Here is a 26,834-nt window from a genome sequence, read left to right on the forward strand (position 1 = left end):
CCCGACCGTGGACAGAGCCCGGCCCGCAGCGAAGCTGCCCCCTGCCGTGGCGGCGGCCTACAGCTACTGCGAAGCCGTCACCGGGGCGCAGGCCCGCAACTTCGCCTACGGCATCCGGCTGCTGCCGACCGGCAAGCGCCAGGCGATGTCCGCGCTCTACGCCTTCTCCCGGCGCGTCGACGACATCGGCGACGGCGCCCTGGACGCGGCGGCGAAGAAGTCCCGGCTGGAGGAGACCAGAGGGCTCCTCGCCCGGATCGCCGAGTGCCGCGTCGACGAGGACGACACCGACCCGGTCGCCGTCGCGCTCAGCGATGCCGCGCGCCGGTACCCGCTGCCGCTCGGCGGGCTCGACGAACTGATCGACGGCGTGCTGATGGATGTGCGCGGCGCGGAGTACGAGACCTGGGACGATCTCAGGGTCTACTGCCGCTGCGTCGCGGGGGCGATCGGTCGGCTGTCGTTGGGGGTGTTCGGTACTGCACCAGGCGCACGCAACACGGCGCACGCCCCGGAGTACGCCGACACACTCGGCCTTGCGCTCCAACTCACCAATATTCTCCGCGATGTGCGGGAAGACGCTGACAACGGACGTACGTACCTGCCCCGGGAGGATCTTGAGAAATTCGGCTGCGCGGCGGGATTCCACACCGACACCCCGCCGCCCGGAGCGGATTTCGCGGGACTGGTGCACTTCGAAGTCCGGCGCGCACGCGCCCTGTTCACCGAGGGGTACAAGCTGCTGCCCATGCTCGACCGCCGCTCAGGCGCCTGCGTCGCGGCCATGGCGGGGATCTACCACCGCCTCCTCGACCGCATCGCCGCCGACCCCCACGCCATCCTGCGGGAGCGGGTCTCGCTGCCCGGAAGAGAGAAGGCGTACGTCGCTGTCCGCGGCCTCTCGGGCCTCGACGCCCGGCAGGCCGCCAGGAGGAGCGTGAGCACATGAACCGCCCAGAGCCGGGGGCCGGTCCCCCCGGCAGTGGTCCCGGCAGCGGCGGACGGCGCCGCGCCGTCGTCATCGGCGGCGGCATCGCGGGCACCACGGCGGCCCTGCGGCTCGCCGACGCGGGGGTCGAGGTCACCCTCGTCGAGACCCGCAGACGGCTGGGCGGGCTCGCCTTCTCGTTCCGGCGCAACACGCCCGAGGGCACCCTGACCATCGACAACGGACAGCATGTGCACCTGCGCTGCTGCACCGCCTACACCTGGTTCCTCGACCGCGTCGGCGGCTCGGACCTGGCCCCCGTGCAGCGCCGGATGGACGTCCCCGTACTCGACGTCGCACCGGAGCGCCCACGGCTCGGCAGGCTCCGGCGCACCGCGCTGCCCGTCCCGCTCCACCTCGCCGCGAGTCTCGCCTCCTACCCGCACCTCTCACTGGCCGAGCGTGCCGCCGTCGGGCGCGCCGCACTCGCGCTCAAGGGGCTCGATCCGGCCGACCCGGCGCTCGACGGCATCGACTTCGCCACCTGGCTGCACCGGCACGGCCAGTCCGAGCGGGCCATCGAGGCGCTGTGGGACCTGGTGGGCACCGCCACCCTCAACGCCCGCGCCCCGTACGCCTCCATGGGCCTCGCCGCCATGGTCTTCAAGACCGGGCTGCTCTCGGACCCTGGCGCCGCCGACATCGGCGTCTCGCGCGTGCCGCTCGGCGACATCCACGACACCCTCGCGCGCGCCGCGCTCGACAAGGCGGGCGTGCGCGTCCTCCTCCAGAGCCGCGCCCGCTCCCTCGTGCCAGCGCCAGGGCCCTGCGGGGGCTGGCGGGTCGGCGTCGAGAGCGGCGGCGGGCCCGTCGAGGAGCACGAGGCGGACGGCGTCGTCCTGGCCGTACCGCAGACCGAGGCGCACGGGCTGCTGCCCGAGGGCGCGCTCGTGAACCCCGGCAGCCTGCTGGAGATCGGCACGGCGCCGATCCTCAACGTCCATGTCATCTACGACCGCAAGGTGCTGCGGCGGCCCTTCTTCGCCGCCCTCGGCAGCCCCGTCCAGTGGGTCTTCGACCGCACCGCTCCCTCAGGGCTCACGAGTGGCCAGTACCTCGCCCTGTCGCAGTCGGCGGCCGGTGACGAGATCGACCGGCCCGTGGCAGTCTTGCGCGAGCGCTATCTCCCCGAACTGGAGAGGCTCCTGCCCGCGGCACGGGGCGCGACGGTGCGGGACTTCTTCGTCACCCGCGAACGCACCGCCACCTTCGCGCCGTCCCCCGGAGTGGGACGGCTGCGGCCGGGGGCCCGCACGGGGGTGCCCGGTGTCTTCCTCGCGGGCGCGTGGACCGATACTGGCTGGCCAGCAACTATGGAGAGCGCTGTACGCAGTGGGGCGACCGCCGCCAGGGAAGCCCTCACGGCCTTGGGCAGACCGCACGACGACGACCCGGTGCCCGGCACGGAAGGAAGGGCGGTGGCATGACCATCGACAGCCCCATCGAGGCAGCGAGCAGCACGGCCAGCACAGAACGTGAGGGAGAACCTGTGACCACGGCGAACGAGCGCACCGTCGTCGACAACGCGAGCGTGAAGGCGCTGCTGGAGCGCGGGCGCACGCTCGCGACGCCGGTGCTGCGCGCCGCCGTCGACCGGCTGGCCAAGCCGATGGACACCGTCGCGGCCTACCACTTCGGCTGGATCGACGCCGCTGGCCGCCCCTCCGAGGGCGACGGCGGCAAGGCCGTACGCCCCGCGCTGGCGCTGCTCTCCGCCGAGGCCGCGGGCGCCTCCCCCGAGACGGGGCTGCCGGGCGCCGTCGCCGTCGAGCTGGTGCACAACTTCTCGCTGCTGCACGACGATCTGATGGACGGTGACGAACAGCGCCGCCACCGCGACACCGTCTGGAAGGTCCACGGCCCCGCGCAGGCCATCCTCGTCGGGGACGCGCTCTTCGCGCTGGCCAACGAGATACTGCTGGAGCTGGGCACCGCGGAGGCGGGCCGCGCCACCCGCCGTCTCACCACCGCCACCCGCAAGCTCATCGACGGGCAGGCCCAGGACATCTCCTACGAGCACCGCGAGCGGGTCACCGTCGAGGAGTGCCTGGAGATGGAGGGCAACAAGACGGGCGCCCTGCTCGCCTGCGCCGTCTCCATCGGCGCGGTGCTCGGCGGCGCCGACGACCGTACGGCCGACGCGCTGGAGTCCTACGGCTACCACCTGGGCCTCGCCTTCCAGGCCGTCGACGACCTGCTCGGCATCTGGGGCGACCCGGACGCCACGGGCAAGCAGACCTGGAGCGATCTGCGGCAGCGCAAGAAGTCCCTGCCCGTCGTCGCCGCGCTCGCCGCCGAGGGCCCCGCCTCCCGGCGGCTGGCCGAGCTGATGACGGCCGACGCGAAGAAGAGCCAGGCGGAGTTCGAGGACTTCGACGAGGCGGAGTTCGCCGCCCGTGCCGCGCTCATCGAGCAGGCGGGCGGACGCGAGTGGACGTCCCAGGAAGCACAGCGGCAGCACACCACCGCCATCGCCGCACTGGACACCGTGGACATGCCGGGGCACGTGCGCGACCAGCTCGTGGCGCTGGCGGACTTCGTGGTCGTACGACAGCGGTAGGACCCCTTCGCGCAAACGGCCCACATGTGGCTGGCCCGACCGTGAAGCAGGGGGCAAACTCGCTAACTTCGGACACATCGGAAGGGAAAGCGATGACAGCCACCACAGACGGCAGCACCGGGTCCGTGGGCCCACGCGCGCTCTCCACCACGAAACACCCGGGGGAGGGGCAGGGTCCGGATGCCGCGGACCCGGACGGCCCCGAAGCCCTCGCGGCCCGCGTCACGGCGCGCGCCGTCGAGCATCTGCTGGCCCGTCAGGACGAGGCGGGCTGGTGGAAGGGCGATCTGGAGACCAACGTCACCATGGACGCCGAGGACCTGCTGCTGCGCGAGTTCCTCGGCATCCGCGACGAGGCAACCACCGAGGCCGCGGCCCGCTTCGTCCGCGCGCAGCAGCGCGAGGACGGCACCTGGGCCACCTTCCACGGCGGCCCAGGCGACCTCTCGACGACCATCGAGGCGTACGTCGCGCTCCGGCTCGCCGGGGACGCGCCCGGCGAGCCGCACATGGAGCGCGCCTCGCGGTGGGTCAGGGAGCGGGGCGGGGTCGCCGCGAGCCGCGTCTTCACCCGCATCTGGCTGGCGCTCTTCGGCTGGTGGCGCTGGGAGGACCTGCCGGAGCTGCCGCCCGAGCTGATCTACCTCCCCAAGTGGTTCCCGCTCAACATCTACGACTTCGGCTGCTGGGCCCGCCAGACCATCGTCCCGCTGACCGTCGTCTCGGCGAAGCGCCCCGTGCGCGCCGCGCCCTTCGCCCTGGACGAGCTGCACCGCGACCCCGCGCGCCCGGGCCCGGCGCGGCCCATGGCCCCCGTCACGAGCTGGGACGGGGTCTTCCAGCGGCTGGACCGCGCGCTGCACGCCTACCGCAAGGTCGGCTCCCGCAGGCTGCGGCGCGCCGCGCTGCGGGACGCGTCGCGCTGGATCATCGAGCGGCAGGAGAACGACGGCTGCTGGGGCGGCATCCAGCCCCCCGCCGTCTACTCACTGATCGCGCTGCGCCTCCTCGGCTACGACCTCGACCACCCCGTCATGCGCGCCGGACTGGAGTCCCTGGACCGTTTCGCCGTCTGGAAGGACGACGGCAGCCGCATGATCGAGGCGTGCCAGTCCCCGGTCTGGGACACCTGCCTGGCCACCATCGCGCTCGCCGACGCCGGGCTGCCCCGCGACCACCCCGCGCTGGTCAAGGCCGCCGACTGGATGCTGGGCGAGGAGATCGTACGGGCCGGGGACTGGGCCGTGCGCAGACCCCAACTCCCGCCCGGCGGCTGGGCGTTCGAGTTCCACAACGACAACTACCCCGACATCGACGACACCGCCGAGGTCGCCCTCGCGCTGCGCCGCGTGCGCCATCACGACCCGGCGCGGCTCGACGGCGCCGTCGAGCGGGCCGTGCGCTGGACCTTCGGCATGCAGTCACGCGACGGCTCCTGGGCCGCCTTCGACGTCGACAACACCAGCCCCTTCCCCAACCGGCTCCCCTTCTGCGACTTCGGCGAGGTCATCGACCCGCCGTCCGCCGACGTCACCGCGCACGTGGTGGAGATGCTCGCGGCCGAGGGCAGGCAGCACGACCCGCGCTGCCGCAAGGCCATCGCCTGGCTCCTCGCGGAGCAGGAGGCCGACGGCTCCTGGTTCGGCCGCTGGGGCACCAACTACCTCTACGGCACCGGCTCGGTCGTCCCCGCGCTCGCCGCAGCCGGGCTGCCCGCCTCGCACCCCGCGATCCGGCGCGCCGTGTCCTGGCTGGAGAGCGTGCAGAACGAGGACGGCGGCTGGGGCGAGGACCAGCGCTCCTACCGCGAGGCCGACTGGGCGGGGCGCGGCGCGTCCACCGCTTCGCAGACCGCCTGGGCGCTGCTCGCGCTGCTCGCGGCCGGTGAGCGGGAGTCGCCCGCCGTCGGGCGCGCCGTCGGCTGGCTCGCGCGCACGCAGTGCGAGGACGGCTCCTGGGACGAGCCGCACTTCACGGGGACGGGCTTCCCCTGGGACTTCTCGATCAACTACCACCTGTACCGGATGGTCTTCCCCGTCACCGCGCTGGGCCGCTATCTGCACGGCGACGGACTCGTACCCCGGGAATCCTGATGGGCGCGGCGCGGGGTCCGGTTCCGGAGGGCGCGCCGGACGTGCGGGGCGCCCCCGGCGCCTCCGGCGCCCCGGGGTCCGCTTCGCCGGAGCCGCTGCTGGTCGCCTGCGCGCTGGGCATCGAGCGGCTCGCGCTGCGCGGCGCCGCGCAGCGCGCGGGCGCCGCCGTCACCCTCCTGCGGACGGGGATGGGCCCGCAGGCCGCGGGCGCCGCCGTGGCCGCCGCGCTGCGCGGCGAGCCGGTGCCGGGCCGTACCGCCGTCGTGGCCACCGGCTTCTGCGCCGGGCTCGTGCCCGGCATGCACCCCGGGGATCTTGTTGTGGCCGACGCCACCCGGGCAGCCCCGGACACCTCGGGCGCCTCGAACGGTCCGGACTCCTCGGGCGGCAGCACCGCGTGCACGGGCACGGCCGCGCTCGCCGCAGCGCTGGAGGGCCTCGGGACGGTGCACACGGGCCTGCTCGCGGGTTCGGGCCACGTGGTGCGCGGCGCGGCGCGCGAGGAGCTGAGGGCCGCCACGGGGGCCGTCGCCGTGGACATGGAGTCGGCCGCCACGCTGGCCGCCGCTTCCGCCGTACCGGCCGGGCCGGGCGGACCGGGCAGGGGCAGGCCGGGTGGTCCCGCCGCTTCCCGGGCTTCCCCGGCCTCCCTCGCGCCCGCTGAGTCCGTCGCGCCCGTCGCTCCCGCACCCGCCGGGGCGCGTCCGCTTGCCGCCGTACGGGTGGTGGTGGACGCCCCCGGCCATGAGCTTGTCCGGATTGGGACACTGCGAGGTGGAATATCGGCATTCCGTGTTCTGCACGGTGTCCTGCCCGCGTTCCTCGAATGGCACCGATCCTTGCTGCTCCCCTGGAGGTGAGCGAGAAATGGCCATGCCCCTCCGCCAGACCGTGCGTATCGGCACCTATCTCTTCCAGCAGAAGCTCCGCCGCCGTGAGAAGTTCCCCCTGATCGTCGAGCTGGAACCGCTGTACGCCTGCAACCTCAAGTGCGAGGGCTGCGGCAAGATCCAGCACCCGGCCGGGGTGCTCAAGCAGCGCATGCCCGTCGCGCAGGCCGTCGGCGCCGTGCTGGAGTCCGGTGCCCCGATGGTCTCCATCGCGGGCGGCGAACCGCTGATGCACCCGCAGATCGGCGAGATCGTCCGGCAGCTCGTGGCGAGGAAGAAGTTCGTCTTCCTTTGCACCAACGCGATGCTGATGCGCAAGAAGATGGACGAGTTCACCCCGTCCCCCTACTTCGCCTTCGCCGTGCACATCGACGGGCTGCGCGAGCGCCACGACGAGTCCGTGGCCAAGGAGGGCGTCTTCGACGAGGCGGTGGAGGCGATGAAGGAGGCCAAGCGGCGCGGCTTCCGCGTCACCACCAACTCCACCTTCTTCAACACCGACACGCCCCAGACCGTCATCGAGGTGCTGAACTACCTCAACGACGATCTCAAGGTCGACGAGATGATGATCTCCCCGGCCTACGCCTACGAGAAGGCGCCGGACCAGGAGCACTTCCTCGGCGTGGAGCAGACCCGCGAGCTGTTCAAGAAGGCGTTCGCGGGCGGGAACCGGGGCCGCTGGCGGCTCAACCACAGCCCGCTCTTCCTCGACTTCCTGGAGGGCAAGGCCGACTTCGCTTGCACGGCCTGGGCCATCCCCAACTACTCCCTCTTCGGCTGGCAGCGCCCCTGCTACCTGATGAGCGACGGCTATGTGCCCACGTACAAGGAGCTGATCGAGGAGACCGACTGGAGCGCGTACGGGCGCGGCAAGGACCCCCGGTGCGCGAACTGCATGGCGCACTGCGGCTACGAGCCGACCGCCGTCCTCGCCACCATGGGCTCCCTCAAGGAGTCGATCCGGGCCGCGAGGGAGACCGTCAGCAGCGCCAAGTAGCCGACAGCCGCACGCGAACAGCCAGAGGCCAGAGGGGGGCCGGACCATGTCCTTGCTGGAGAGCATCAGAGGGCCACGGGATCTCGACGCACTGTCCATCGCCGACCTGGACGAACTCGCGGGCGAGATCCGCGAGTTCCTCGTCCAGGCGGTCTCGCGCACCGGTGGCCATCTGGGGCCGAACCTGGGCGTGGTCGAGCTGACCATCGCCCTGCACCGGGTCTTCGACTCGCCCGCCGACCGCATCCTGTGGGACACCGGGCACCAGTCCTATGTGCACAAGCTGCTGACGGGCAGGCAGGACTTCTCCAAGCTCAAGGGCAAGGGCGGCCTCTCCGGCTACCCCTCGCGCGAGGAGTCGGAGCACGACGTCATCGAGAACAGTCACGCCTCCACCGTGCTGGGCTGGGCCGACGGGCTGGCCAAGGCGGACGGCCTGTGCGGGCGCGAGCGGCACGTGGTGGCGGTGACAGGGGACGGCGCGCTCACAGGGGGCATGGCCTGGGAGGCACTCAACAACATCGCGGCGGCCGACGACCGCCCCCTCGTCATCGTCGTCAACGACAACGAGCGCTCCTACGCGCCGACCATCGGCGGCCTCGCCGACCACCTGGCGACGCTGCGCACGACCAACGAGTACGAGCGCGTGCTGGCCTGGGGCAAGGACGTGCTCCAGGCCACGCCCCTCGTCGGCAGGCCGCTCTACGAGTCCCTGCACGGCGCGAAGAAGGGTCTCAAGGACGCGGTGGCGCCCCAGGGCATGTTCGAGGACCTGGGGCTCAAGTACGTCGGGCCCGTCGACGGGCACGACATCGCCGCCGTCGAGTCGGCCCTGCGCCGCGCCAAGCGCTTCCGCGGCCCCGTCCTGGTGCACTGCCGCACCGAGAAGGGCCGCGGCTACGAGCCCGCGCTCGCGGACGAGACCGACCGCTTCCACACCGTCGGCCGGATGGACCCGGCCACCTGCGCACCGGTCGGCCCGGCCGCCGGACCCTCCTGGACCTCCGTGTTCGGCGCGGAGATGGTGCGGCTGGGGGCCGAGCGGCCCGATCTCGTCGCCGTCACGGCGGCCATGCTCGACCCGGTGGGGCTGAGCCCGTTCGCCGAGGCGTACCCGGACCGCGTCCACGACGTGGGCATCGCCGAGCAGCACGCCGCTGTCTCGGCCGCCGGCATGGCGGCGGGCGGGCTGCACCCGGTCGTCGCCGTCTACGCCACCTTCCTGAACCGCGCCTTCGACCAGGTGCTGATGGACGTCGCCCTGCACCGCTGCGGGGTCACCTTCGTCCTCGACCGGGCCGGGATCACCGGGCCCGACGGACCCTCGCACCACGGCATGTGGGACATGTCGCTGCTCCAGGTCGTCCCGGGGCTGCGCATCGCGGCACCCCGCGACGCGAACACGCTGCGCGCCGAACTGCGCGAGGCCGTCGAGGTGGACGACGCGCCGACGGTGGTGCGCTTCCCCAAGGAGGCGGTGGGGGAGCCCGTGCCCGCGCTGCGCACGGCCGGCGGCATGGACGTGCTGCGCGAGGTGCCCGACGGGCTGGGGCACGACGTGCTGCTGGTCTCGGTCGGCGCGCTGGCGCCCGCCTGCCTGGAGGCGGCGGCGCTGCTGGAGGAGCGGGGGCTGGGCGCCACGGTGGTCGACCCGAGGTGGGTCAAGCCCGTGGACGCGGCGCTCCCCGAACTGGCGCGGCGCTACCGGGCCGTCGCCGTCGTCGAGGACAACTGCCGTGCGGGGGGCGTCGGTTCGGCCGTGGCGCAGGCACTGCGCGACGCGGAGGTGCGGGTGCCGGTGTGCGCGCTGGGCATCCCCGCACGCTTCCTGGCCCACGCCAAGCGGGGCGAGATCCTGGCCGACATCGGCCTCACCCCCGCCGGGATCGCGGGCAGCGTGGCCACGACGCTGGCCCGCGCTTCGGCGCCGGCGCGCGCGGCCGGGTCCCGTACGGCCGGGAAGGGCGTCGGCGGAAGCCCACAGGAGAGCGCCAAGGGCACCAGGGGGAGCGCCGAGGGGAGCGCGAGAGCGAGCGAGGAGAGCACCGCGTGACCGACTTCGATCTGCCAGGACTCCTCGCGGAGCGCGCCGACGAGCGCTACGAGCTGCACGCCAGGCACCTGAACCACCAGTTGCCCCGCATGCTGCACACCATCGGTTTCGACAAGACCTACACGCGCGCCGAGGGCGCCTACTTCTACGACGCCGAAGGCCACGATTACCTCGACATGCTCGCGGGCTTCGGCGTCATGGGCCTCGGCCGCCACCACCCCGTCGTACGGCAGGCGCTCCACGACGTGCTCGACGCCTCGCTCGCCGACCTCACCCGCTTCGACTGCCCGCCCCTGCCGGGGCTGCTCGCCGAGAAGCTGCTCGCCCACGCGCCGGGGCTCGACCGGGTCTTCTTCGGCAACAGCGGCACGGAGGCCGTGGAGACGGCGCTGAAGTTCGCCCGCCGTGCCACGGGGCGGCCCAGGGTCCTCTACTGCGACCACGCCTTCCACGGGCTCACCACCGGCTCCCTCTCCGTCAATGGCGAGGAGGGCTTCCGCAAGGGGTTCGGGCCGCTGCTGCCGGACACCGCCGTGCCGCTGGGCGACCTGGCGGCGCTGGAGCGGGAGCTGCGCCGGGGCGGGGGCGACGTGGCGGCCCTGGTCGTCGAGCCGGTCCAGGGCAAGGGCGTGCACGAGGCGCCCCCCGGGTATCTGCGCGCGGCCCGCGAACTGCTCCACCGGCACGGCGCCCTGCTCATCGTCGACGAGGTGCAGACGGGGCTCGGGCGCACCGGCGACTTCTTCGCGTACCAGCACGAGGGGGACGGGGCGGACGGGGCGGACGAGGCCCCGGACCTGGTGTGCGTCGCCAAGGCGCTCTCGGGCGGTTATGTGCCCGTCGGCGCGACCCTCGGCAAGGAGTGGATCTTCAAGAAGGTCTACTCGTCCATGGACCGAGTCCTCGTCCACTCGGCCAGCTTCGGCGCGAACGCGCAGGCCATGGCCGCGGGCCTGGCGACCCTCGCGGTCATGGAGGACGAGGACCTGACGGGCAACGCGCGCCGCACGGGCGAGCTGCTGCGGGAGCGGCTGGCGGCGCTGGTGGACCGTTACGAGCTGCTGCACGACGTACGCGGCCGGGGCCTGATGATCGGCATCGAGTTCGGCAGGCCCAAGTCGCTGGGGCTGCGCGGGCGCTGGACGATGCTCCAGGCGGCCCGCAAGGGGCTGTTCGCGCAGATGGTGGTGGTGCCGCTCTTCCAACGGCACCGCATCCTGACGCAGGTCTCGGGCGACGAGCTGGAGGTGATCAAGCTGATCCCGCCCCTGATCATCGGCGAGCGCGAGGTCGAGCGCTTCGTGGACGCCTTCACCCAGCTCATGGACGAGGCGCACAGCGGGGGCGGTCTGCTGTGGGACTTCGGCCGTACGCTGGTGAAACAGGCCGTCGCGGCGCGGTAGCTGCCGGGAGTGCACCAGGCGTGCGTCGCGCCGGGGATTTTTGCCTCTGAGGCAAGAAAATTGCCCGGCAGGCAGGTCTCTGGCTCAATCGGAAGCATGAGCCCTGAATCCAGCGGCCTCCCCGACGAGCTGTCGGCGGTCGCCCCTCAGTTGCGTGACCTGCGAAGGGCCGCCGGACTGACCCTGGAGTCGGCCGCGGGCAGGGCGGGCCTGTCCCCCGCGTATCTGTCCCGCCTGGAGACCGGCCAGCGCCAGCCCTCGCTGCCCGTGCTGCTGGAGCTGTCCCGCTGCTACGGCACGACCGTCTCCGAGCTGCTCGGCGAGACCCCGCCGGGGCACCGCCCGGTGCTGCGCGCGGACGAGAGCGAGCCGACGGAGGCGGGCGGCTGGACGTACTGGCAGGCGGGCCGCCAGGGCCGGGCGATGCAGCCGCTGCGCGTGCACGTCCCGCAGGGCGCCCAGGGCGACCTGGTGCGGGTCCACCCCGGCGAGGAGTGGCTGTACGTGCTCGGCGGGCGGCTGCGGCTGGCGCTGGGCGAGGCCAGGCACGTGCTCGGGCCCGGGGACTCGGCGCACTTCGACTCCACCACCCCGCACCGCATCTCGGCGGCCACACCCGAGGGCGCCGACCTCCTCTTCGTCCACACCCTGCTGCGCAGCACGGCAACCGAGCTGTGCGTCGGCGGGCAGGGCTCCCGTACCCCGTGAAAGGCCAGGTCACCGCCATGGACACCGAGCAGCACGGGCCGCCTCCCGGCGAACAGGGCCCGCACGCCGCGTCCGCCGTACCGGCCGCGTCGCGGATGAACGAGGAGAGCCGCATCCCGCGCAGCCTCGCGGTCAGACTGTTTGTCTATCTGGTGGCCGGTCACCTGATCGCGTTCTTCTTCTTTCTGCTCTTCGAGCTGGGCGCGAGCCGCCAGTAGCGGAGGTTCCCCAGCGGGGGCCTCAGCCGTCGTGGGCGACCGGCTCGGAACCGGCGTCGAGCGCGTCGAGGACCGCATCGCCGTTCGCCCTCGCCCACTCGGTCAGCGTGTGGATCGGATCGATCAACGTCGCCCCGAGCGGGGTGAGTTCGTACTCGACGCGGGGCGGCGCCTCGGCGTAGGCGTGGCGGCGGACGAGCCCGTGCGCCGCCAGCCGCCGGAGCGTCTGGGTGAGCATCTTGCGGGAGATGCCGCCGATCAGCCCGATCAGCTCGCCATGGCGCACCGGGCCCCTGCTGAGGCCGTAGAGCACGACCACCGTCCACTTGTCGGCGATCAGCTCGACCGCCAGCCGTGCCGGACAGTCGGCGAGGAAGGGGTCACTGGGCCCGAAACCGCTCATGACCACCAAAGGTACCTGCTGGTTCCTTTCGGAAACATAGCTTGGGTTCTCCCCCCTTGAGCCAGGAGAATCATGCGAGTCATCACCCAGCAGACGCTCGGCGGTCCCGAAGCGCTCACCATCGTGGACGCGCCCCGGCCCCGGCCCCTCCCGACCGAGGTCCTCGTCCGCGTCAAGGCGATCGGGCTGAACCCGCTGGAGGCGCTCCTGCGCTCCGGCGAGTTCCCTCCGATGCTCGGCAGGCCGCCGTTCGTCCTCGGCTGGGACATCAGCGGTGTCGTCGAGGAGTCGCAGACATGGCGGTTCAGGCCCGGCGACGAGGTGCTCGGGATGCCGCTGTTCCCACGGGCGGCCAACGCGTACGCCGAGTTCGTATCGGCACCGGCGCTGCACCTGGCGCGCAAGCCCGCGTCGCTCTCGCACGCCGAGGCGTCGGCGCTGCCGGTCGTCGGGCTGACGGCGTGGCAGGGCCTCGTCGACCTGGGAGGCGTGACCGAGGGCGACCGCGTTCTGATCCACGGCGGCGGTGGCGGGGTCGGCCACGTCGCGATCCAGATCGCGAAGGCGCGCGGCGCGCATGTGATCACGACCGCGAGCGGGAGCAAGCGGAGGTTCGTCGAGGGCTTCGGCGCCGACGAGGTGATCGACTACACGGCGGCCGACTTCACCGAGGCGGTCCGCGACATCGACGTCGTGCTCGACACGCTCGGCGGCGACACCGCCGCGCGGTCGCTCGAAGTGCTCCGCCCAGGTGGCCACCTGGTGACGGCGGTCGCCATGGGCGACCCGGAGCTTGCCGCCGCGTACGAGGCGGCCGGCATGCGCTTCAGCGGCATCGCGGTCGATCCCGATCCGGTCGCCCTGCGAGGTCTCGTCGGACTCGTCGAGCAGGGCAGGCTCCGGGTGCACGTGGGGGAGACGTTCCCGTTCGAGCGGGTGGCCGACGCGCACCGGCTGCTCGACGGCGGCCACCTCCAGGGGAAGCTCGTCCTCACCGTCTGATCCCGTCACCGTCGCGGGTCCTCGCGCGGGCCCTCGCGCGGGGCCTCGCGTCGGCGAGGACGCCGACGACGTGGGGGCGGCGCCCGGCGGCTCAGCCCTCCAACAGCCGGTCCCGCAGCCGCTCCAGCGTCGCCGGGGACAGCTTCAGCCCCTCGGTCAGATACGCCTCGGCCCCGCCCCACCTCTCGTCCATCGCCTCGAAGGCGGCGGCGAGGTAGGTGGGGCGCGCGTCGAACAGCGGGGACAGCAGCTCCATCACCTCGGGCGACATGCCCGCGCGGGAGCTGGGGCTGCGGTGCACCTTGTAGCGCCGGTGCGGGGAGTTGGACTTCAGGTAGTCGGCCTCGATGGCCTCGCGCTCCACGCCGAGCGCCAGCAGCGTCACCGCGATGGACAGGCCCGCGCGGTCCTTGCCCGCCGCGCAGTGCATCAGCGCGGGCACGCTGTCCTCGGCGAGGGAGTGCAGCACCCTGCTGTGCTCCTCGGTACGCTGCCTGATCATGGTGCGGTACGAGCCGATCATCCGCTCCGCGCCCTGGTCGTCGGAGAGCACAGCGCGCAACTGGTCCAGCTCGCCCTCGCGCACCATCCGCCAGAACTCCGCGCCGTCGGCGGGGTCCGTCAGCGGGATGTTCACATTGCGCACGCCGGGCAGCGCGATGTCCGGGCCCTCCAGCGCCTGGTCGGCGGAGTTGCGGAAGTCGAAGACGGTGTGGAGCCCGAGCCCGCCCAGGAACGCCGCGTCCTCGTCCGTCGCGTGCGCGAGGTGGCCGCTGCGGAAGAGCACACCATGCCGTACCCGGCGCCCGTCCTCGGTCGGCAGCCCGCCGACGTCGCGGAAGTTCCGCACTCCGGTGAGGCTGGTCTCGGCGGACTGCTGGGTCACGGGCGCTCCTCGTCTCTGGGGTGGCCGATCGTCTCGTCTCTGAGGGCCGACCCTGCCGACGATACGACATGGGTGCCGTGGGCAATCAGTGCCGTGCGCGTGACTCCCGCGACAGCGCCCCGGGCTCCAGACCCAGCTCACGGGCCAGTGCCTCGTCGACCCAGACCTCCATGCGGCGGCGGGCGAGCGCACGCGGATACGCGGTCATCCGGACGGCGAGCCCGTCCAGCAGCGCGGTCAGCCGCCAGGCGGCGCCGTGCGGGTCCCCGCAGGTGAACTCACCGGCCTCGGTGCCCTCCGCGATCACCTCGGCCAGCGCGGACTTCCACCGCCTGTCCAGGTTCTCGCCGACGGCCCGCAGCTCCGGCTCCCGCAGCGAGGCGGCCCAGCCCTCGATCCACAGCTTCCAGCCCTTGGCCTGCCCCGTCGGCGCGTACCAGCGCACCGCGGCACGCAGCCGCCGCAGCGCCGTGCCGCGCCGTCCCAGGAGGGTGGTCAGCCGGTCGAGATCGCCCTCGGCCGCGTGCGCGAAGGCGGCGGAGACCAGCTTCTCCTTGGTGTCGAAGTGGTAGAGGACGAGCGCGTTGCTGATGCCCAGCTCCTTGGCGACGTCCGCGATGCGCAGTGCCGCGACCCCGCGCTCCTCGATCTGCCGGACCGCCGCGCCCAGCAGTTCCTCGCGCCGCTCCGCCACGCTTAACCGGACCCTTGCCACGCGGTCACCCTACACAGCGGGAGGGGCCTCGAAGCGCCCTCTCGCGCGGCCGTTGCCGGCCGTGGTCAGCGGCCCGGGACGGGCGCTGGCGGCGCTCGCGGCCCGCCTACCCTGGCGGGGTGAGCGACGAGCTGTTCCCGCTCCCGGCGGCCGAGGTCGCGCCGGGGGCCGTGCACCTGCCGGGCTGGCTGGACGCGGAGGCCCAGCGCGAGCTGCTCGCGGCGTGCCGCGAGTGGGCGATGCCGCCCGCCGGGCTGCGCACGGTGCGCATGCCCAGCGGCGCGCTGATGTCGGTGCGCCAGGTGAGCCTGGGATGGCACTGGTATCCGTACGGCTACGCGCGCACGGTGACCGACGGCGACGGCTCGCCGGTGAAGCCCTTTCCCGGCTGGCTGGGGGAGTGGGCACGTCAGGCAGTGCGGAGGGCGTACGGAGAAGAGCCGCACGCGGTGGCGTACGACATTGCGCTCATCAATTTTTACGACGATGAAGCGCGCATGGGGATGCACCGCGACAGCGACGAACACTGCGCCGCTCCCGTCGTTTCCTTCAGCCTCGGCGACGCCTGCGTATTCCGGTTCGGAAACGCGGAAAGCCGTGGGCGACCATGGGCGGATGTGCGGCTGCGCAGCGGCGACGCCTTTGTCTTCGGCGGCCCGAGCCGCCTCGCCTACCACGGCGTTCCCCGTACGGAACCCGGTTCCGGCCCGCCTGGGCTGGGGCTGCGCGGGCGGGTGAACGTCACCGTGAGGGCCCTCGGGGAATGAGGTAACTTCCGCATTCCGCAAGGGAGTTGTGATCGGATATTCCATTCAAACGAATGCCCGAGATTTTCACTCTTACGGGGCTGGCGAAGGGTGGCGAATATGTCATCCGCTTCCTTGCGGAGTTGTTGTGACAGCTAGCGTGGCAACGGCGCTGTGAGAGCCGTCGTGCCCCTGAGCGAGCCCGTCACCAGATCTCGACTTCACCGAGGATTCCGATGCCCGAACCTCTGAGTTACGCGGTGCAGACAGGAAGGGGAACGTCCGGTCCCGGTTATGTTCCGGCCGCTCCGGGCCCTCAGCAGGGCCCCTCCACCACACACGGAACACCCGGAGCACACGGTTCGCGGGGCCGCCACGGCAAGGCCCCCGCGCCCGAGACCGCCAAGGACGCCGCCGCGCGCCGGCGCATGGTGCGCATGGCCGTGCTCCCCGCCGGAATCGTCGCGGTGACCGCGTCCGCCGTCGTCGCCTACGTGATGACGGCCGAGGGCGGACTCGACGCGACCGGAGCCCCCACCGACGACAGCCACGGCACCGTGCTGTGGAGCGTCCTCGCGCTCGCCCTCCTGCTGGTCTGCGCCGCCGTCGCCGGAGGCGCCCTCCTCGCCTCCTCCGAGGCCAGGGGCACCGCCGAACGCTACGCCGCGCTGCGCCGCTCCACCGTACGCAGCCATGCCGAGGTCCGCGCCCTCCTCCAGCGTTTAGAACAGGGTGAGCGCCCCAGGCCGCGCAGCCAGCCGCCGCTGCCCGAACTCTCCGGTGACGCCGATGCGCTCGACCTCCTCGCCCACGAACTCGGCCGCGCCCAGCGCGCGGCGGAGGCCGCCGTCACCGATGCCGCCGCGCTCGTGCGCAGCAGTTCCAACGGCAGCGACGAGAAGGTCGAGGTCTTCGTCAACCTCGCCCGCAGGCTCCAGTCGCTCGTCCACCGAGAGATCGAGCTGCTGGACGAGCTGGAGAACGAGGTCGAGGACCCGGACCTGCTCAAGGGCCTCTTCCACGTCGACCACCTCGCCACCCGCATCCGGCGCCACGCCGAGAACCTCGCCGTCCTCGGCGGCGCGGTCTCCCGCCGCCAGTGGAGCAGGCCCGTCACGATGACCGAGGTGCTCCGCTCGTCCATCGCCGAGGTGGAGCAGTATCCGCGGGTCAAGCTCGTGCCCCCGATCGAGGGCACGCTGCGCGGGCACGCGGTCGCCGACATCATCCACCTGCTGGCCGAACTGGTGGAGAACGCCACCGTCTACTCCGCGCCCCAGACGCAGGTCCTCCTGCGGGCCCAGCACGTCACGGCGGGGCTCGCCGTCGAGGTCGAGGACCGCGGCCTGGGCATGACGGCGGCCGAGCAGAACCGCATGAACGCGGTGCTCTCGGACCCCGAGCCCATCGACGTGGCGGAGCTGCTCCAGGACGGCAGGATCGGCCTGTTCGTCGTCTCGGCCCTCGCACGGCGGCACGGCATCGTCGTACAGCTCCAGAGCAACATCTACGGCGGCGTCCAGGCCGTGCTGGTCCTGCCCCGCGTCCTCCTCGGCGACAACACGGAGAGCGTGGGCAAGCACGACGGGTCCCCGGAGGACGGCGCCTCCCCGACGGCGGCCACAGCGACGGCGCGCGCCGCGCGCGCCCGTGCCGAGTACGCGGCCGAGCCCGAGCGGGGGACCGGCCGGGCCATACCCGGGCAGGCCGCCCGGCCCTCCCTCCCGGAGGCCGCCCCGGATCAGGGCCCGCGCCCGCCCGAGCGGCAGGGTCTGCCAGCGCGGACCGCCCCCTCCGGGCGGAACGGGAGCAGCGGTAACCACGGGAACGGGGAGCGGCCCCCGGCGCGGACGGCCGTCAGCGCACCGTACGAGCCGCCCGTACCGCCGGAGCCGGAGCAGGAGCCGCAGTACGCGCCGCAGGTGCCGGAGCCGTACGCGTCGGCGGCCCCGCACACGCCCCGCGCTCCCCACGCCCCCCGCGCCCCCCACGTCGAGCCGTCCCCGCTCCCCGTGCCGGGCGAGCCGCACCACGCCCCGAACGGGCACGGCGAAGCGGCCACCGCGCCCGCACCCGCGCCCGCATCCGTGCCCGCCCCCACCCCGTACCCCGCCCCCCACGGCCTCGGTGACGCGGAAGGGCCGCGCCCCCGGCTGCCCCGGCGCAGGCGCCAGGAACACCTCGTGCCCGAGCTGCGCGATCCCCCCAAGGCGCGCGGCCTCACGGACGGCGACGCCGACCAGGGGCACGACCCCGGTCTGATGGCCGCCTTCCGCAGGGGCACCAGCCTCGCCGAAGCCTCCGAGGGCGCCGAAGCACCCGGCGCCCCTCCCCCCGCCGCCGGAGGGAGCCTCCCCCTTCCGGCCCCGGGTGGGGACTCCCCCCGTACCGCCCGTTGAGCGCGGGCCATCCGCCCCAAGGAGAAGAACGCGATCATGGTGAGCGAAGCGCCCATCGGCCAGCCGACAGATCTCTCCTGGCTGCTGACCGGACTCGTCCAGCGCGTGCCGCACTCGCACAGTGCCCTCCTGCTGTCCTCGGACGGCCTGGTGAAGTCCGCGCACGGTCTGGAGCCCGATACGGCGGACCACATGGCGGCCCTCGCCTCCGGCCTCTACTCCCTGGCGCGCAGCGCAGGGGTGCGCCTGGGCGAGGGCGGTGAGGTACGGCAGGTCGTGGTCGAGCTGGAGAACTCGCTCCTCTTTGTCTCCACAGCGGGGCAGGGGGCGTGCCTGGCCGTGCTCGCCGACCGGGACGCCGACGCCGCCGTGCTGGGCTACGAGATGGCGATGCTGGTCAAGAGCGTCCGGCCCTACCTGGCGACCCCGGCCAGGCAGCCGGCCGGACACTGAGCCGCGACATGCGAGGCGACCCCGTGGACCCCGTGGACCCTGTGGGGGGCGGGCCCTGGCTGGACGACGAGGCCGGCCGGCTGATCCGCCCGTACACGGTCTGCGACGGCAGGACCAAGCCCTCGGCACACTTCGACCTGATGACCCTGGTGATGGCCACGGGGTCGCGCCCCCAGAGCTATCTGGGCCCGGACCACAGCCATGTGCTGGGGCTGTGCGGCGGGCCCGTCTCGGTCGCCGAACTCGCCGCGCAGATACGGCAGCCCGCGGTGGTGACCAAGGTGCTGCTGTCCGACCTCGTGGACTGCGGCGCCATCACCGCGCGAGCCCCCACGCACACGGCGCGGGGGGCCGACCCGACCGACCGAGATCTGCTGGAGGCGGTGCTGGATGGGCTCCGTAAACGACTCTGAGGCGAGCGGCGCCGATCCGTTCCCGACCGCGCTGAAGATCCTGGTCGCGGGCGGCTTCGGGGTCGGCAAGACCACCCTCGTCGGCGCGGTGAGCGAGATCGAGCCGTTGAGCACGGAGGAACTGCTGACCCAGATCAGCGCGGCGACGGACAGCCTGGAAGGCGTGGAGAACAAGTCCACGACGACCGTCGCCATGGACTTCGGGCGCATCACGCTCGGCGCCGACCACGTCCTCTACCTCTTCGGCACCCCCGGCCAGGAGCGCTTCTGGTTCATGTGGGACGAGCTGTCGGCCGGGGCGCTGGGCGCCGTGGTGCTCGCCGACACCCGCAGGCTCGAACACTGCTTCGCGGCCGTGGACTTCTTCGAGCGGCGGCGGATCGGCTTCATCATCGCCGTCAACGAGTTCGACGGCTCCTTCCGGTACGACCCGGAGGAGGTGCGCGCCGCCATAGACCTCAAACCCGACGTGCCTGTGGTGCTCTGCGACGCCCGGCAGGCCAGCTCCGGCACCCAGGTGCTGGTGTCCCTCGTCCAACATCTGATCGATTCAAGGAGCGCGCATGGCCCCGATGTCGTATGACCCGACCAGCCACCTCCTGCTCACCCCGGAGGACGCCGAGGCGCCCCGCAGGGTCGTGCGGCTGAGGGAGCTGGGGATCGGCGACGCACCCGTACCCGAGTTCGACGACTTCGCTCGCAACCTGGCCCGGGTGACCAGTGCTCCGTACGCGATGGTGAATTTCATCGACGAGCACAGGCAGTACTTCGCCGGGCTCTACACGCCCGCCGTCGACCAGGCCGTCGAGCTGGAGCCCTCCGGTTCCACTTCCGCGCAGCCCGGCCGCGTCATGGCCCGCGACCACGGCTACTGCCCGCACGTGATCGTGCGACGCAAGGCGCTGGTGCTGGAGGACGTGTGCGACTACCCGCGCTTCGCGGGCAACCCCGTGGTCGACGAGATCGGCATCCGCTCCTACCTCGGCGCCCCCCTGATGGACCGCACCGGCATGGCGCTCGGCACGGTCTGCGTCGTCGACCAGGAGCCCCGGCCGTGGGGGCGCCAGGGGCTGGAGACCATCAAGTCGATGGCCGCCGAACTGGTGGAGCAGATCCGCCGGAGGGAACTGGGGGCCGTCTGACCTGGCCCCGTGCCCCGCCCTTCTCCCGGGCACGCGGACGAGGGACGGGCGGGGCGGCGCAGGAGGGCAGGGGGCCGGGGGCCGGGGTGTCAGGGCAGCGCCGGGCTCGGATCCTTCCGCACCACGTCGGCGAGCCGGTCCGACCAGGAGCCCTTCGCGGTGCCCATGGCCACCTCGCCCAGCCGCAGCCGCTGGATGTCGGAGGTGCCGGCGGGCGCGAAGATGTGGTGCGCGTCGCGCAGATAGCGCTCCACGGGGCGGTCGGTGAACAGGCCGCAGGCGGCGTGGATCTCCATGGCGTTGCGGGCCGAGTCCAGCGCGTACTCGACGTTCACCAGCTTGGCGTTCATCAGCTCCGCGTCGCACGCCACGCCCTGGTCCAGCAGATGCACGGCGTGGTAGGCGGCGAGCCGCGCGAGCATGAGCCGGGACTGCATCTGGCCCAGCTTGAGCTTGATGGCACCGAGGTCGGCCAGCGCGGAGCCGTAGCGCTGCCGGTGTGCGCAGAAGGCCGTGGTCTCGTCCAGGATCGCCTGGTGGATGCCCAGGGAGACGGCGGTGAGGTTGGCCCGCCCGTACAGGACGCTGGAGGAGTACGCGACGGAGAGCCCGTCGCCCTCCTCGCCGAGGACGTTGGCGGCGGGGACGCGGCAGTTCTCGAAGCGCAGTTCGCCGAAGCTGAAGCCGTGCAGGCCCATGGTCTCGCGCTGGCGCGCGAGGACGCAGCCGGGGCGGTCCGACTCGACGAGGAAGGCCGTCAGTCCTTGGGAACCCGGGCCCGTGCGCATGACCACACCGTGCAGATCGCCGACGTGACTGTTGCCGACGTAGACCTTGCCGCCGTTGAGCACCCACTCGTCGCCGTCGCGCACCGCGGAACTGGTCATGCCCAGCACGTGGCCTCCGGATCCGTGCTCGGTCACGGCGATGGTGGGCAGGCAGTCGCCGGAGGCGATCGCGGGAAGCCAGGTCTTCTTCTGCTCCTCGTTGCCGAAGTGAATGATTTTCGCGGCGCCGAGCTGGGACGCCTGGACCATCGCGCCCATCGCGCCGCTGACCCGGGACAGCTCCTCGATGATGACCGTCTTGGCGAGGTGGCCAGCACCCATGCCCCCGTACGCGCTGGGGACGGTGGCCCCTATCCACCCCTGCCGGGCTATGCGCCGGGAGAGGGGCAGGGACGCCGTGCGGTCCGCCTCCATCGCCGGTATCCGGGGCTTGACCTCCCGCTCCGCGAACTCCCGTACCGCAGCGCGCAACTGCTGGTGACGGTGGTCCGTGAAGTATCGATCCATGACGAGCCCTCCTCCGCGGTGTGCCTCCGCCGGGGTGACAGACGGAGGGTCTTCATCGGCAGCGGTCCCGTCCCGACGAGTCCGGCGGATGTCCCGTGCACGGCACCGGGAAACGCATGGGCTGGCGGCGGCTGCGACCGGAGGTTTTTCCTTTTCTGACCGAGCCGGACCGTTCGGGGCGGGGAGTGGGAGTTGTTCGCGATCTGACGGCGTGTTCAGTACCCCCCGAGCATTACCCATTGGCATAGCCCTATTCCCAGTGACGTTGGCGTGTTCCGATGCGCCGCTGAATGAGGGTGTTATAGGCGAGGTGAGAGAAACTGTGCGAAGCCGTTGATGATCAGGCGCCGCGCGGCGCGGGGAGTGGGGTGGGAACCCGACACTCTTCACGGTCAACCGTGAACCGGCGCGCACGGCGCTGGTGCCGTATCGCGGCACCGGACCGCACTCCGGGGAACCGCGACGACTCGCCGTACTGCCGTTTGTTGAACTCGAAATGGCGCTTCCGGTGGTCGGAGAACCCCGACAGGCGTCCGGAGGGATTTCATCGTCCCGGCTACGACGGCAGTGCCTGGGACCGTATCCCGGTGCCGTCGAACAAGAAGACCGAGAAGACCGAGGGCTGTCGCGAGCCCGTCCGTCTGGATATCGAATACCCCTGGACCGGATACGAGAAGCCCGCGCCGCCTTGAATCCCCCACGAGTTCGATGCGTCGGTTCCTGCCGGCGCACGGGCGGGCGGTGACCGTGGCGACGATGCCGCGGGCCGTCTTCTTCCCGCCGACCGCACCTGCCACTACGGTTACCGCCTGTGAGCGGTCTGACGCGACCGGCGGGACGACGGAAGGCGGGCGACGTGGCAGTGGACGAGGCGCGGCGGGACTTCACGACGGTGGCGGACGGTACACCCGTCGCCACCTACACCTGGCTGCCGCAGGGCACACCACGCGCCCTGGTGCAGATCGCGCACGGCGCTGCCGAGCACGCCCAGCGCTACGATCGCTTCGCCCGCTACCTGACCGCGCACGGCTACGCCGTGGCCGCGTCCGACCACCGCGGCCACGGCGGCACGGCCCAGCACACCGGCGGCTACGGCGTGGTGGGGGAGAGCGGCTGGCGCGCGACGGTCGAGGACCTGAAGGCGGTCGGCGACCGCGTGCGGGCCGAACTGCCCGGGGGCCTTCCCCTCGTCTTCCTCGGGCACAGCATGGGCTCGCAGCTGGCCCGGGACTACGCGCAGGAGTACGGGCAGGAGCTGGCCGGGCTCGTCCTGTCGGGGACGTTCCGCTCGCTGCCGGGCAGCGAGGCGGAGACCGACATCCGGCGGCTGGAGCGGGAGATCGAGCGGGGCGGAAGGGACGCGGCCTCGGACTTCGTCCCCGAACTCTTCGGCTCCTTCAACGACCCGTACCCCCACCGCACCGGCTTCGAGTGGCTTTCGCGCGACGAGGAGGAGGTGGACGTCTACGCCGTCGACGCGCGCTGCGGCTTCCCCTTCAGCGCCGGGCTCGCCCTGGACTGGGTGCGCGGGTCACGCAAGATCAACGATCCGGAGCAGCTCGGCCGCGTCCCCCGCGAACTGCCGGTGCACATCGCGGTGGGCGACCAGGACCCCTGCAACCAGGGGATGACGCTGGTCTACGAACTCCTGGAGGACTTCCGCTACCGGGGGCTGCGCGATCTGACCTGGCGCGGCTACGCGGGCGCGCGGCACGAGATCCTCAACGAGACCAACAGGGACGAGGTCCAGGCCGACCTGCTGGCGTGGCTGGACAAGCACGTCTGACGCGGCTCGGCCGTCCGGCGCGCGCAGGAGCGCCGGAGCCGTCCGACGGCGCTGACGTCCGACGGTGCTGACGCGTCCGGCCGCCGTGCCCGTCGGACGCGTCAGCGTCAGCGCCGGCCGCCCCGTCAGGCCGAGGCCGCCCAGTCGTGGGCGAACTCGTCGGCCGAGGCGGGCCGCGCGTAGAACCAGCCCTGTGCCGTGTCGCAGCCCAGTTCGCGCAACTGGTCCGCCTGGTGCTCCGTCTCCACGCCCTCCACCGTCACGGCCAGTCCCAGCGCGTGCGCCAGTGAGACGATGCCCTCCACGAAGGTGACGTCCACCGGGTCGGCGGGGTGGCGCTGGAGCCCCTGGGTGAAGGAGCGGTCCAGTTTCAGCGTGGTCGCGGGCAGCCGCCGCAGGTTGGCGAGGTTGGAGTAGCCGGTGCCGAAGTCGTCCAGCGCGATGTCCACGCCCAGTTCGGCGAGTTGGCGCAGCGGCTTCAGCTCGTCCTCGTCGGCCCCGATCAGCGCGCTCTCGGTGACCTCCAGGCAGAGCGAGGAGGGGGCGACCCCGGCCGCCTCCAGGACGCTGATGGTGTCCTGCACCAGGTCCGGGTGGTGCAGTTGGCGCGGCGACAGGTTGACGTTCACCCGCAGCGGCCGGTCCTGCCGGGCCCGCGCGCTCCCGTACCGCTCCTGCCACGAGCACGCCTGGCGCACGGCCTGCTCCAGCACCCAGCGCCCGAGCGGCACGATGAGCCCGGTGTGCTCGGCGAGGGGGATGAAGCGGTCAGGGCCCAGCCTGCCGTGGACCGGGTGCTTCCAGCGGACCAGCGCCTCGGCGCCGTCGACCCGACCGTCGCTCATCCTTATCAGCGGCTGGTACTCCAGGAAGAACTCGTCCCGCTCCAGCGCGCCCGGCAGATGGTTGGTGAGGCTGTGGCGGTCTATGGCGCGCGCGTCCGAGTCCGGGTCGGCCAGCTCGTAGCGGTTGCCGCCCGCGTCCTTCGCCCGGTACATCGTGATGTCCGCGCTGCGCAGGACCTCCTCGGGGCGCAGTTCGCCGCTGGGCCCCTCGACGATGCCGATGCTCGCCCGTACGGACAGATCGCGCCCGTCGATGGTGATCGGGGTCGCGAGCGCGGCCAGTGCCTGACGGGCCAGTTCGGTGACGTCCTCGCGGCCCGCAGGGTCGGTGATCAGGGCCACGAACTCGTCGCCGCCGATGCGCGCCACGAGGTGCCCCGGCGCCGCCGTACAGGACTGGAGCCGTTCGGCGACGGAGATCAGCAACTGGTCGCCGACCGCGTGGCCGAGGCTGTCGTTGACCGCCTTGAAGCCGTCGATGTCGAGATAGCACAGCCCGAAGCGCTTGACCCCGCTGGACGAGGAGAGGATGCGGTCCAGGCGCTCGGAGAACAGGGTGCGGTTGGGCAGTCCGGTCAGCTCGTCGTGCGTGGCCTCGTAGCGCAGCCGCAGATGGAGCAGCCTGCGCTCGGTGATGTCCTCCATCAGGGCCAGTTGGTAGCGGGGTTCGCCGTCGGCGTCGCGCAGCAGGGAGACGGTGAGGTTGGTCCACAGGACCGTGCCGTCGGGGCGCTGGTACGGCTTCTCGACGCGGAAGTGGTCGCGCTCGCCGCGCACCAGCTCGCGGTGGAGCCGCCACACCTCGGGGGCGTCGTCCGGGTGCACCCACTCGTTGACGTTCCGCCTGCGCATCTCCTCCTCGGAGCGCCCGAACATGCGGGCCAGCGCGCCGTTCGCGTCGCGGATGCGGCCGTCCATGTCGGCGATGCTGATGCCGATGGTGGTGTCCTTGAACACCGCGCGGAACCGCGTCTCGCTGGCGTGCAGCGCCTCCTCGACGGCGGTCTGCGCGGCCAGCGCGGCGCGCGAGAGCGACTCCTGCTCGCCGAGCGTGCGGTCGCGCAGGGTCTGCGAGAAGCCCGCCGCGATGGCGTGCTGGAGGCGCGCGCAGCGCGCGCCCGCCTCGTCGGCCGGCAGGACGGGCGCGGCCTCCGGGTCGGCGGCGTACAGCGCGAGGTACGACTCGACGACGCCGAGGGCGTGCGGCAGCGCGTCCGGGCTGGTGCAGTGCCCCTCCACCAGCGCCTTGCCGACCTCGCGCCCCACGGCGGGCGAGAACGGCTGCGCGTGCAGGGCCTCGGCCAGCTTCCGCGCCAGCGGGTAGAGGTAGTCGGCGAACTCGGCGCGGGTCATGGAGGTCTGGGTCGCCGGATAGATGGCGCGGCTCCAGATCGTCGCGAACCTGCGGAGGCCGTCGTGCGGCTGTGTGTCTGTCTCTTTCTCGTCGAGCCCGTGGCGCTCGTGCGGCCCGGAATTCACCCGTCGATTCCCGCCTTGCGGCCCACACCCGCGAACCCGCTGAGGACGACGCTGTCCTCCAGCTCGGGCGGGCTGTCCGGTCGCCAGTGGGGGAGGGTCACCAGTCCGGGATCGACCATCGCGAAGCCGTCGAAGAAGCGCGCGATCTCCTCGTGGGAGCGCATGACGAGCGGGGAGCTGGCCTTGCGGTAGACCTCCTGGATGCCCGTGCCGCCGTCGTTTCTCGGGCTCTCGCCGGGCGAGGCGTGGGTGACGACGAGCAGGCTGCCGGGGGCGAGCGCGTCGCCCAGTCTGGCGACGGTCTTCCACGGGTCGTCGCGGTCCTCGATGAAGTGGAGCAGCGCGACGAGCATCAGCGCCACGGGGCGGTCGAGGTCGATCAGCCGCTCCAACTCGGGGCTGTCGAGGATGTCCTGCGGCGAGCGGAAGTCGGCGGAGACGATGTCGGCGCCCTCGTTCCCGTTCAGCACGGCGCGGCTGTGCGCGACGGCGACCGGGTCGTTGTCGACGTAGACCACGCGGGCCGCCGGATCGGTGGTCTGGGCCACCTCGTGGACGTTGCCGAAGGTGGGGATGCCGGAGCCGATGTCCAGGAACTGGGTGACGCCCTCGCCGATGGCGTAGCGGATCGCGCGGCGCATGAAGGCACGATTCGCCTGCATGATCTTGGGAAGCCCCGGCCACGCGGCGATGGCGCGCTCGGCGGCGGCGCGGTCCACCTCGAAGTTGTGCGATCCGCCCAGATAGTAGTCGTACATGCGGGACACGCTCGGCTTGTTCAGGTCTATGCCCTGTGGGGCCCAGGCGGGACGTTCCATCTAGGGGTCTCCAGCTCGTTCAGCTCTCCGCGGCTTCCCGTCGGGTCATGAGGCTACTGACCCTGACACTGTGGTTGGAAGGAAACGGGAACTCTACGGCTGGATCTTGTCAGCTCGTGCGGGAGTTACCGGGGCATAGCGCCCCGGCTTCGTCATCGCCGTGCTGACTCCCGGCACCGCGCCCGTTCCTCGGAGGCTTATTACCCGCCAGTGGGGTCCGCCAGACGGTCCGGAAGGCGCGGACTCCGGCCAAGTGGAATGGAACGGGCGGCGGTTGAAGAGTAAACCACGTAGGAGCGGCTCGCCATGGGGTTGCGGCAGCCTTTGAGGGTGCGCCCCGGGGACGCGCGCACCCGGGCCCCCTGCGCGCGGGCGCGCCCGAAACGGAGCGCGTCCCCGGTGCCCCTCGGGGTTTCGTTCGCGTGCTGCGGGCCGGTGGGTGGGTTGTGCCCACCCTCCCCCAGCTACCGCTGGGAGGTGCCCCCTCGCCATGCGGAACGCCTGCCCACAACAGTTGGAGCGGACCGGAGGCTGGCCACCGG

The 26,834-nt window shown here is 72.4% G+C and carries 24 protein-coding genes; 18 read left to right on the forward strand and 6 right to left on the reverse strand.

Annotation, left to right across the window (positions count from 1 at the left end):
• Positions 1–7 precede the first annotated feature (7 nt).
• From hpnD to ACYVOO_RS28220, 10 genes are all read left to right on the forward strand, one after another.
• On the forward strand, positions 8–949 hold the full coding sequence (gene hpnD / locus ACYVOO_RS28175) for a presqualene diphosphate synthase HpnD (protein ID WP_461018519.1): 942 nt from the start codon (positions 8–10) through the stop codon (positions 947–949).
• Positions 946–2,415, forward strand: a complete 1,470-nt coding sequence (gene hpnE, locus ACYVOO_RS28180; RefSeq protein ID WP_461018520.1) for a hydroxysqualene dehydroxylase HpnE — start codon at positions 946–948, stop codon at positions 2,413–2,415. Before hpnD ends, hpnE begins: the two co-directional genes overlap by 4 nt.
• Complete coding sequence (locus ACYVOO_RS28185; protein ID WP_461018521.1) at positions 2,412–3,548, forward strand: polyprenyl synthetase family protein; 1,137 nt, start codon at positions 2,412–2,414, stop codon at positions 3,546–3,548. The genes hpnE and ACYVOO_RS28185 overlap by 4 nt, the downstream gene beginning before the upstream one ends.
• Before the next feature lie 92 nt (positions 3,549–3,640).
• The gene (shc, locus tag ACYVOO_RS28190) at positions 3,641–5,641 is read left to right on the forward strand and encodes a squalene--hopene cyclase (protein ID WP_461018522.1); all 2,001 of its coding nucleotides are present in this window, start codon (positions 3,641–3,643) and stop codon (positions 5,639–5,641) included.
• Positions 5,641–6,501, forward strand: a complete 861-nt coding sequence (locus tag ACYVOO_RS28195; protein ID WP_461018523.1) for a phosphorylase family protein — start codon at positions 5,641–5,643, stop codon at positions 6,499–6,501. Before shc ends, ACYVOO_RS28195 begins: the two co-directional genes overlap by 1 nt.
• Positions 6,502–6,508: 7 nt before the next feature.
• Complete coding sequence (gene hpnH / locus ACYVOO_RS28200) at positions 6,509–7,528, forward strand: adenosyl-hopene transferase HpnH (protein WP_461018524.1); 1,020 nt, start codon at positions 6,509–6,511, stop codon at positions 7,526–7,528.
• Between the two features lie 46 nt (positions 7,529–7,574).
• Positions 7,575–9,581, forward strand: coding sequence for a 1-deoxy-D-xylulose-5-phosphate synthase (gene dxs, locus ACYVOO_RS28205; RefSeq protein WP_461018525.1), 2,007 nt, complete (start codon positions 7,575–7,577; stop codon positions 9,579–9,581).
• Positions 9,578–10,984, forward strand: a complete 1,407-nt coding sequence (locus ACYVOO_RS28210) for an aspartate aminotransferase family protein (protein WP_461018526.1) — start codon at positions 9,578–9,580, stop codon at positions 10,982–10,984. The genes dxs and ACYVOO_RS28210 overlap by 4 nt, the downstream gene beginning before the upstream one ends.
• Positions 10,985–11,080: 96 nt before the next feature.
• Positions 11,081–11,692, forward strand: coding sequence for a helix-turn-helix domain-containing protein (locus ACYVOO_RS28215; RefSeq protein WP_461018527.1), 612 nt, complete (start codon positions 11,081–11,083; stop codon positions 11,690–11,692).
• A 17-nt stretch (positions 11,693–11,709) separates the two neighbouring features.
• Positions 11,710–11,910 (forward strand): DUF6126 family protein, encoded by a 201-nt coding sequence (locus tag ACYVOO_RS28220; protein ID WP_461018528.1) that lies wholly within the window; start codon positions 11,710–11,712, stop codon positions 11,908–11,910.
• A 22-nt stretch (positions 11,911–11,932) separates the two neighbouring features.
• Here the strand turns inward: ACYVOO_RS28220 and ACYVOO_RS28225 are convergent, their stop codons facing one another.
• A complete protein-coding gene (locus ACYVOO_RS28225; protein ID WP_461018529.1) occupies positions 11,933–12,313 on the reverse strand; it encodes a winged helix-turn-helix transcriptional regulator in 381 nt (126 codons plus the stop codon).
• 72 nt (positions 12,314–12,385) lie between these two features.
• On the opposite strand from ACYVOO_RS28225, the gene ACYVOO_RS28230 reads away from it, so the two are divergent.
• Positions 12,386–13,315 carry an NADP-dependent oxidoreductase gene (locus tag ACYVOO_RS28230; protein WP_461018530.1) on the forward strand — a complete coding sequence of 310 codons (930 nt, stop codon included), beginning with the start codon at positions 12,386–12,388 and terminating at the stop codon, positions 13,313–13,315.
• Positions 13,316–13,406: 91 nt separating this feature from the next.
• Here ACYVOO_RS28230 and ACYVOO_RS28235 read toward each other — a convergent pair whose 3' ends face one another.
• Together ACYVOO_RS28235 and ACYVOO_RS28240 are read right to left on the reverse strand one after the other, a co-directional pair.
• Complete coding sequence (locus tag ACYVOO_RS28235; RefSeq protein ID WP_461018531.1) at positions 13,407–14,201, reverse strand: tyrosine-protein phosphatase; 795 nt, start codon at positions 14,199–14,201, stop codon at positions 13,407–13,409.
• Between the two features lie 85 nt (positions 14,202–14,286).
• Entirely contained in the window at positions 14,287–14,916 is a 630-nt protein-coding gene (locus tag ACYVOO_RS28240; RefSeq protein ID WP_461018532.1) for a TetR/AcrR family transcriptional regulator, read from the reverse strand.
• 119 nt (positions 14,917–15,035) lie between these two features.
• On the opposite strand from ACYVOO_RS28240, the gene ACYVOO_RS28245 reads away from it, so the two are divergent.
• The 6 genes from ACYVOO_RS28245 (at position 15,036) to ACYVOO_RS28270 (ending at position 20,069) form a co-directional block, all read left to right on the forward strand.
• Positions 15,036–15,683 (forward strand): alpha-ketoglutarate-dependent dioxygenase AlkB family protein, encoded by a 648-nt coding sequence (locus ACYVOO_RS28245; protein WP_461018533.1) that lies wholly within the window; start codon positions 15,036–15,038, stop codon positions 15,681–15,683.
• A 416-nt stretch (positions 15,684–16,099) separates the two neighbouring features.
• Positions 16,100–18,061, forward strand: a complete 1,962-nt coding sequence (locus tag ACYVOO_RS28250; protein WP_461018534.1) for a sensor histidine kinase — start codon at positions 16,100–16,102, stop codon at positions 18,059–18,061.
• A 36-nt stretch (positions 18,062–18,097) separates the two neighbouring features.
• Positions 18,098–18,514, forward strand: coding sequence for a roadblock/LC7 domain-containing protein (locus ACYVOO_RS28255; protein ID WP_453350499.1), 417 nt, complete (start codon positions 18,098–18,100; stop codon positions 18,512–18,514).
• 8 nt (positions 18,515–18,522) lie between these two features.
• A complete protein-coding gene (locus tag ACYVOO_RS28260) occupies positions 18,523–18,927 on the forward strand; it encodes a DUF742 domain-containing protein (protein WP_461018535.1) in 405 nt (134 codons plus the stop codon).
• Positions 18,905–19,510 carry a GTP-binding protein gene (locus ACYVOO_RS28265; RefSeq protein ID WP_453350501.1) on the forward strand — a complete coding sequence of 202 codons (606 nt, stop codon included), beginning with the start codon at positions 18,905–18,907 and terminating at the stop codon, positions 19,508–19,510. Before ACYVOO_RS28260 ends, ACYVOO_RS28265 begins: the two co-directional genes overlap by 23 nt.
• Positions 19,500–20,069: a GAF domain-containing protein gene (locus tag ACYVOO_RS28270; RefSeq protein WP_461018776.1), complete on the forward strand. Its 570-nt coding sequence runs from the start codon at positions 19,500–19,502 to the stop codon at positions 20,067–20,069. The genes ACYVOO_RS28265 and ACYVOO_RS28270 overlap by 11 nt, the downstream gene beginning before the upstream one ends.
• A gap of 89 nt (positions 20,070–20,158) precedes the next feature.
• Here the strand turns inward: ACYVOO_RS28270 and ACYVOO_RS28275 are convergent, their stop codons facing one another.
• Positions 20,159–21,364 carry an acyl-CoA dehydrogenase family protein gene (locus ACYVOO_RS28275; protein ID WP_461018536.1) on the reverse strand — a complete coding sequence of 402 codons (1,206 nt, stop codon included), beginning with the start codon at positions 21,362–21,364 and terminating at the stop codon, positions 20,159–20,161.
• A gap of 862 nt (positions 21,365–22,226) precedes the next feature.
• Between ACYVOO_RS28275 and ACYVOO_RS28280 the strand changes: the two genes are divergently transcribed.
• Positions 22,227–23,150, forward strand: a complete 924-nt coding sequence (locus ACYVOO_RS28280) for an alpha/beta fold hydrolase (RefSeq protein ID WP_461018777.1) — start codon at positions 22,227–22,229, stop codon at positions 23,148–23,150.
• 125 nt (positions 23,151–23,275) lie between these two features.
• Here the strand turns inward: ACYVOO_RS28280 and ACYVOO_RS28285 are convergent, their stop codons facing one another.
• Positions 23,276–25,474 (reverse strand): putative bifunctional diguanylate cyclase/phosphodiesterase, encoded by a 2,199-nt coding sequence (locus ACYVOO_RS28285; RefSeq protein WP_461018537.1) that lies wholly within the window; start codon positions 25,472–25,474, stop codon positions 23,276–23,278.
• Positions 25,471–26,292: an SAM-dependent methyltransferase gene (locus ACYVOO_RS28290; protein WP_461018538.1), complete on the reverse strand. Its 822-nt coding sequence runs from the start codon at positions 26,290–26,292 to the stop codon at positions 25,471–25,473. Before ACYVOO_RS28290 ends, ACYVOO_RS28285 begins: the two co-directional genes overlap by 4 nt.
• Positions 26,293–26,834: the final 542 nt, after the last annotated feature.

This window comes from Streptomyces daliensis (assembly GCF_054782395.1).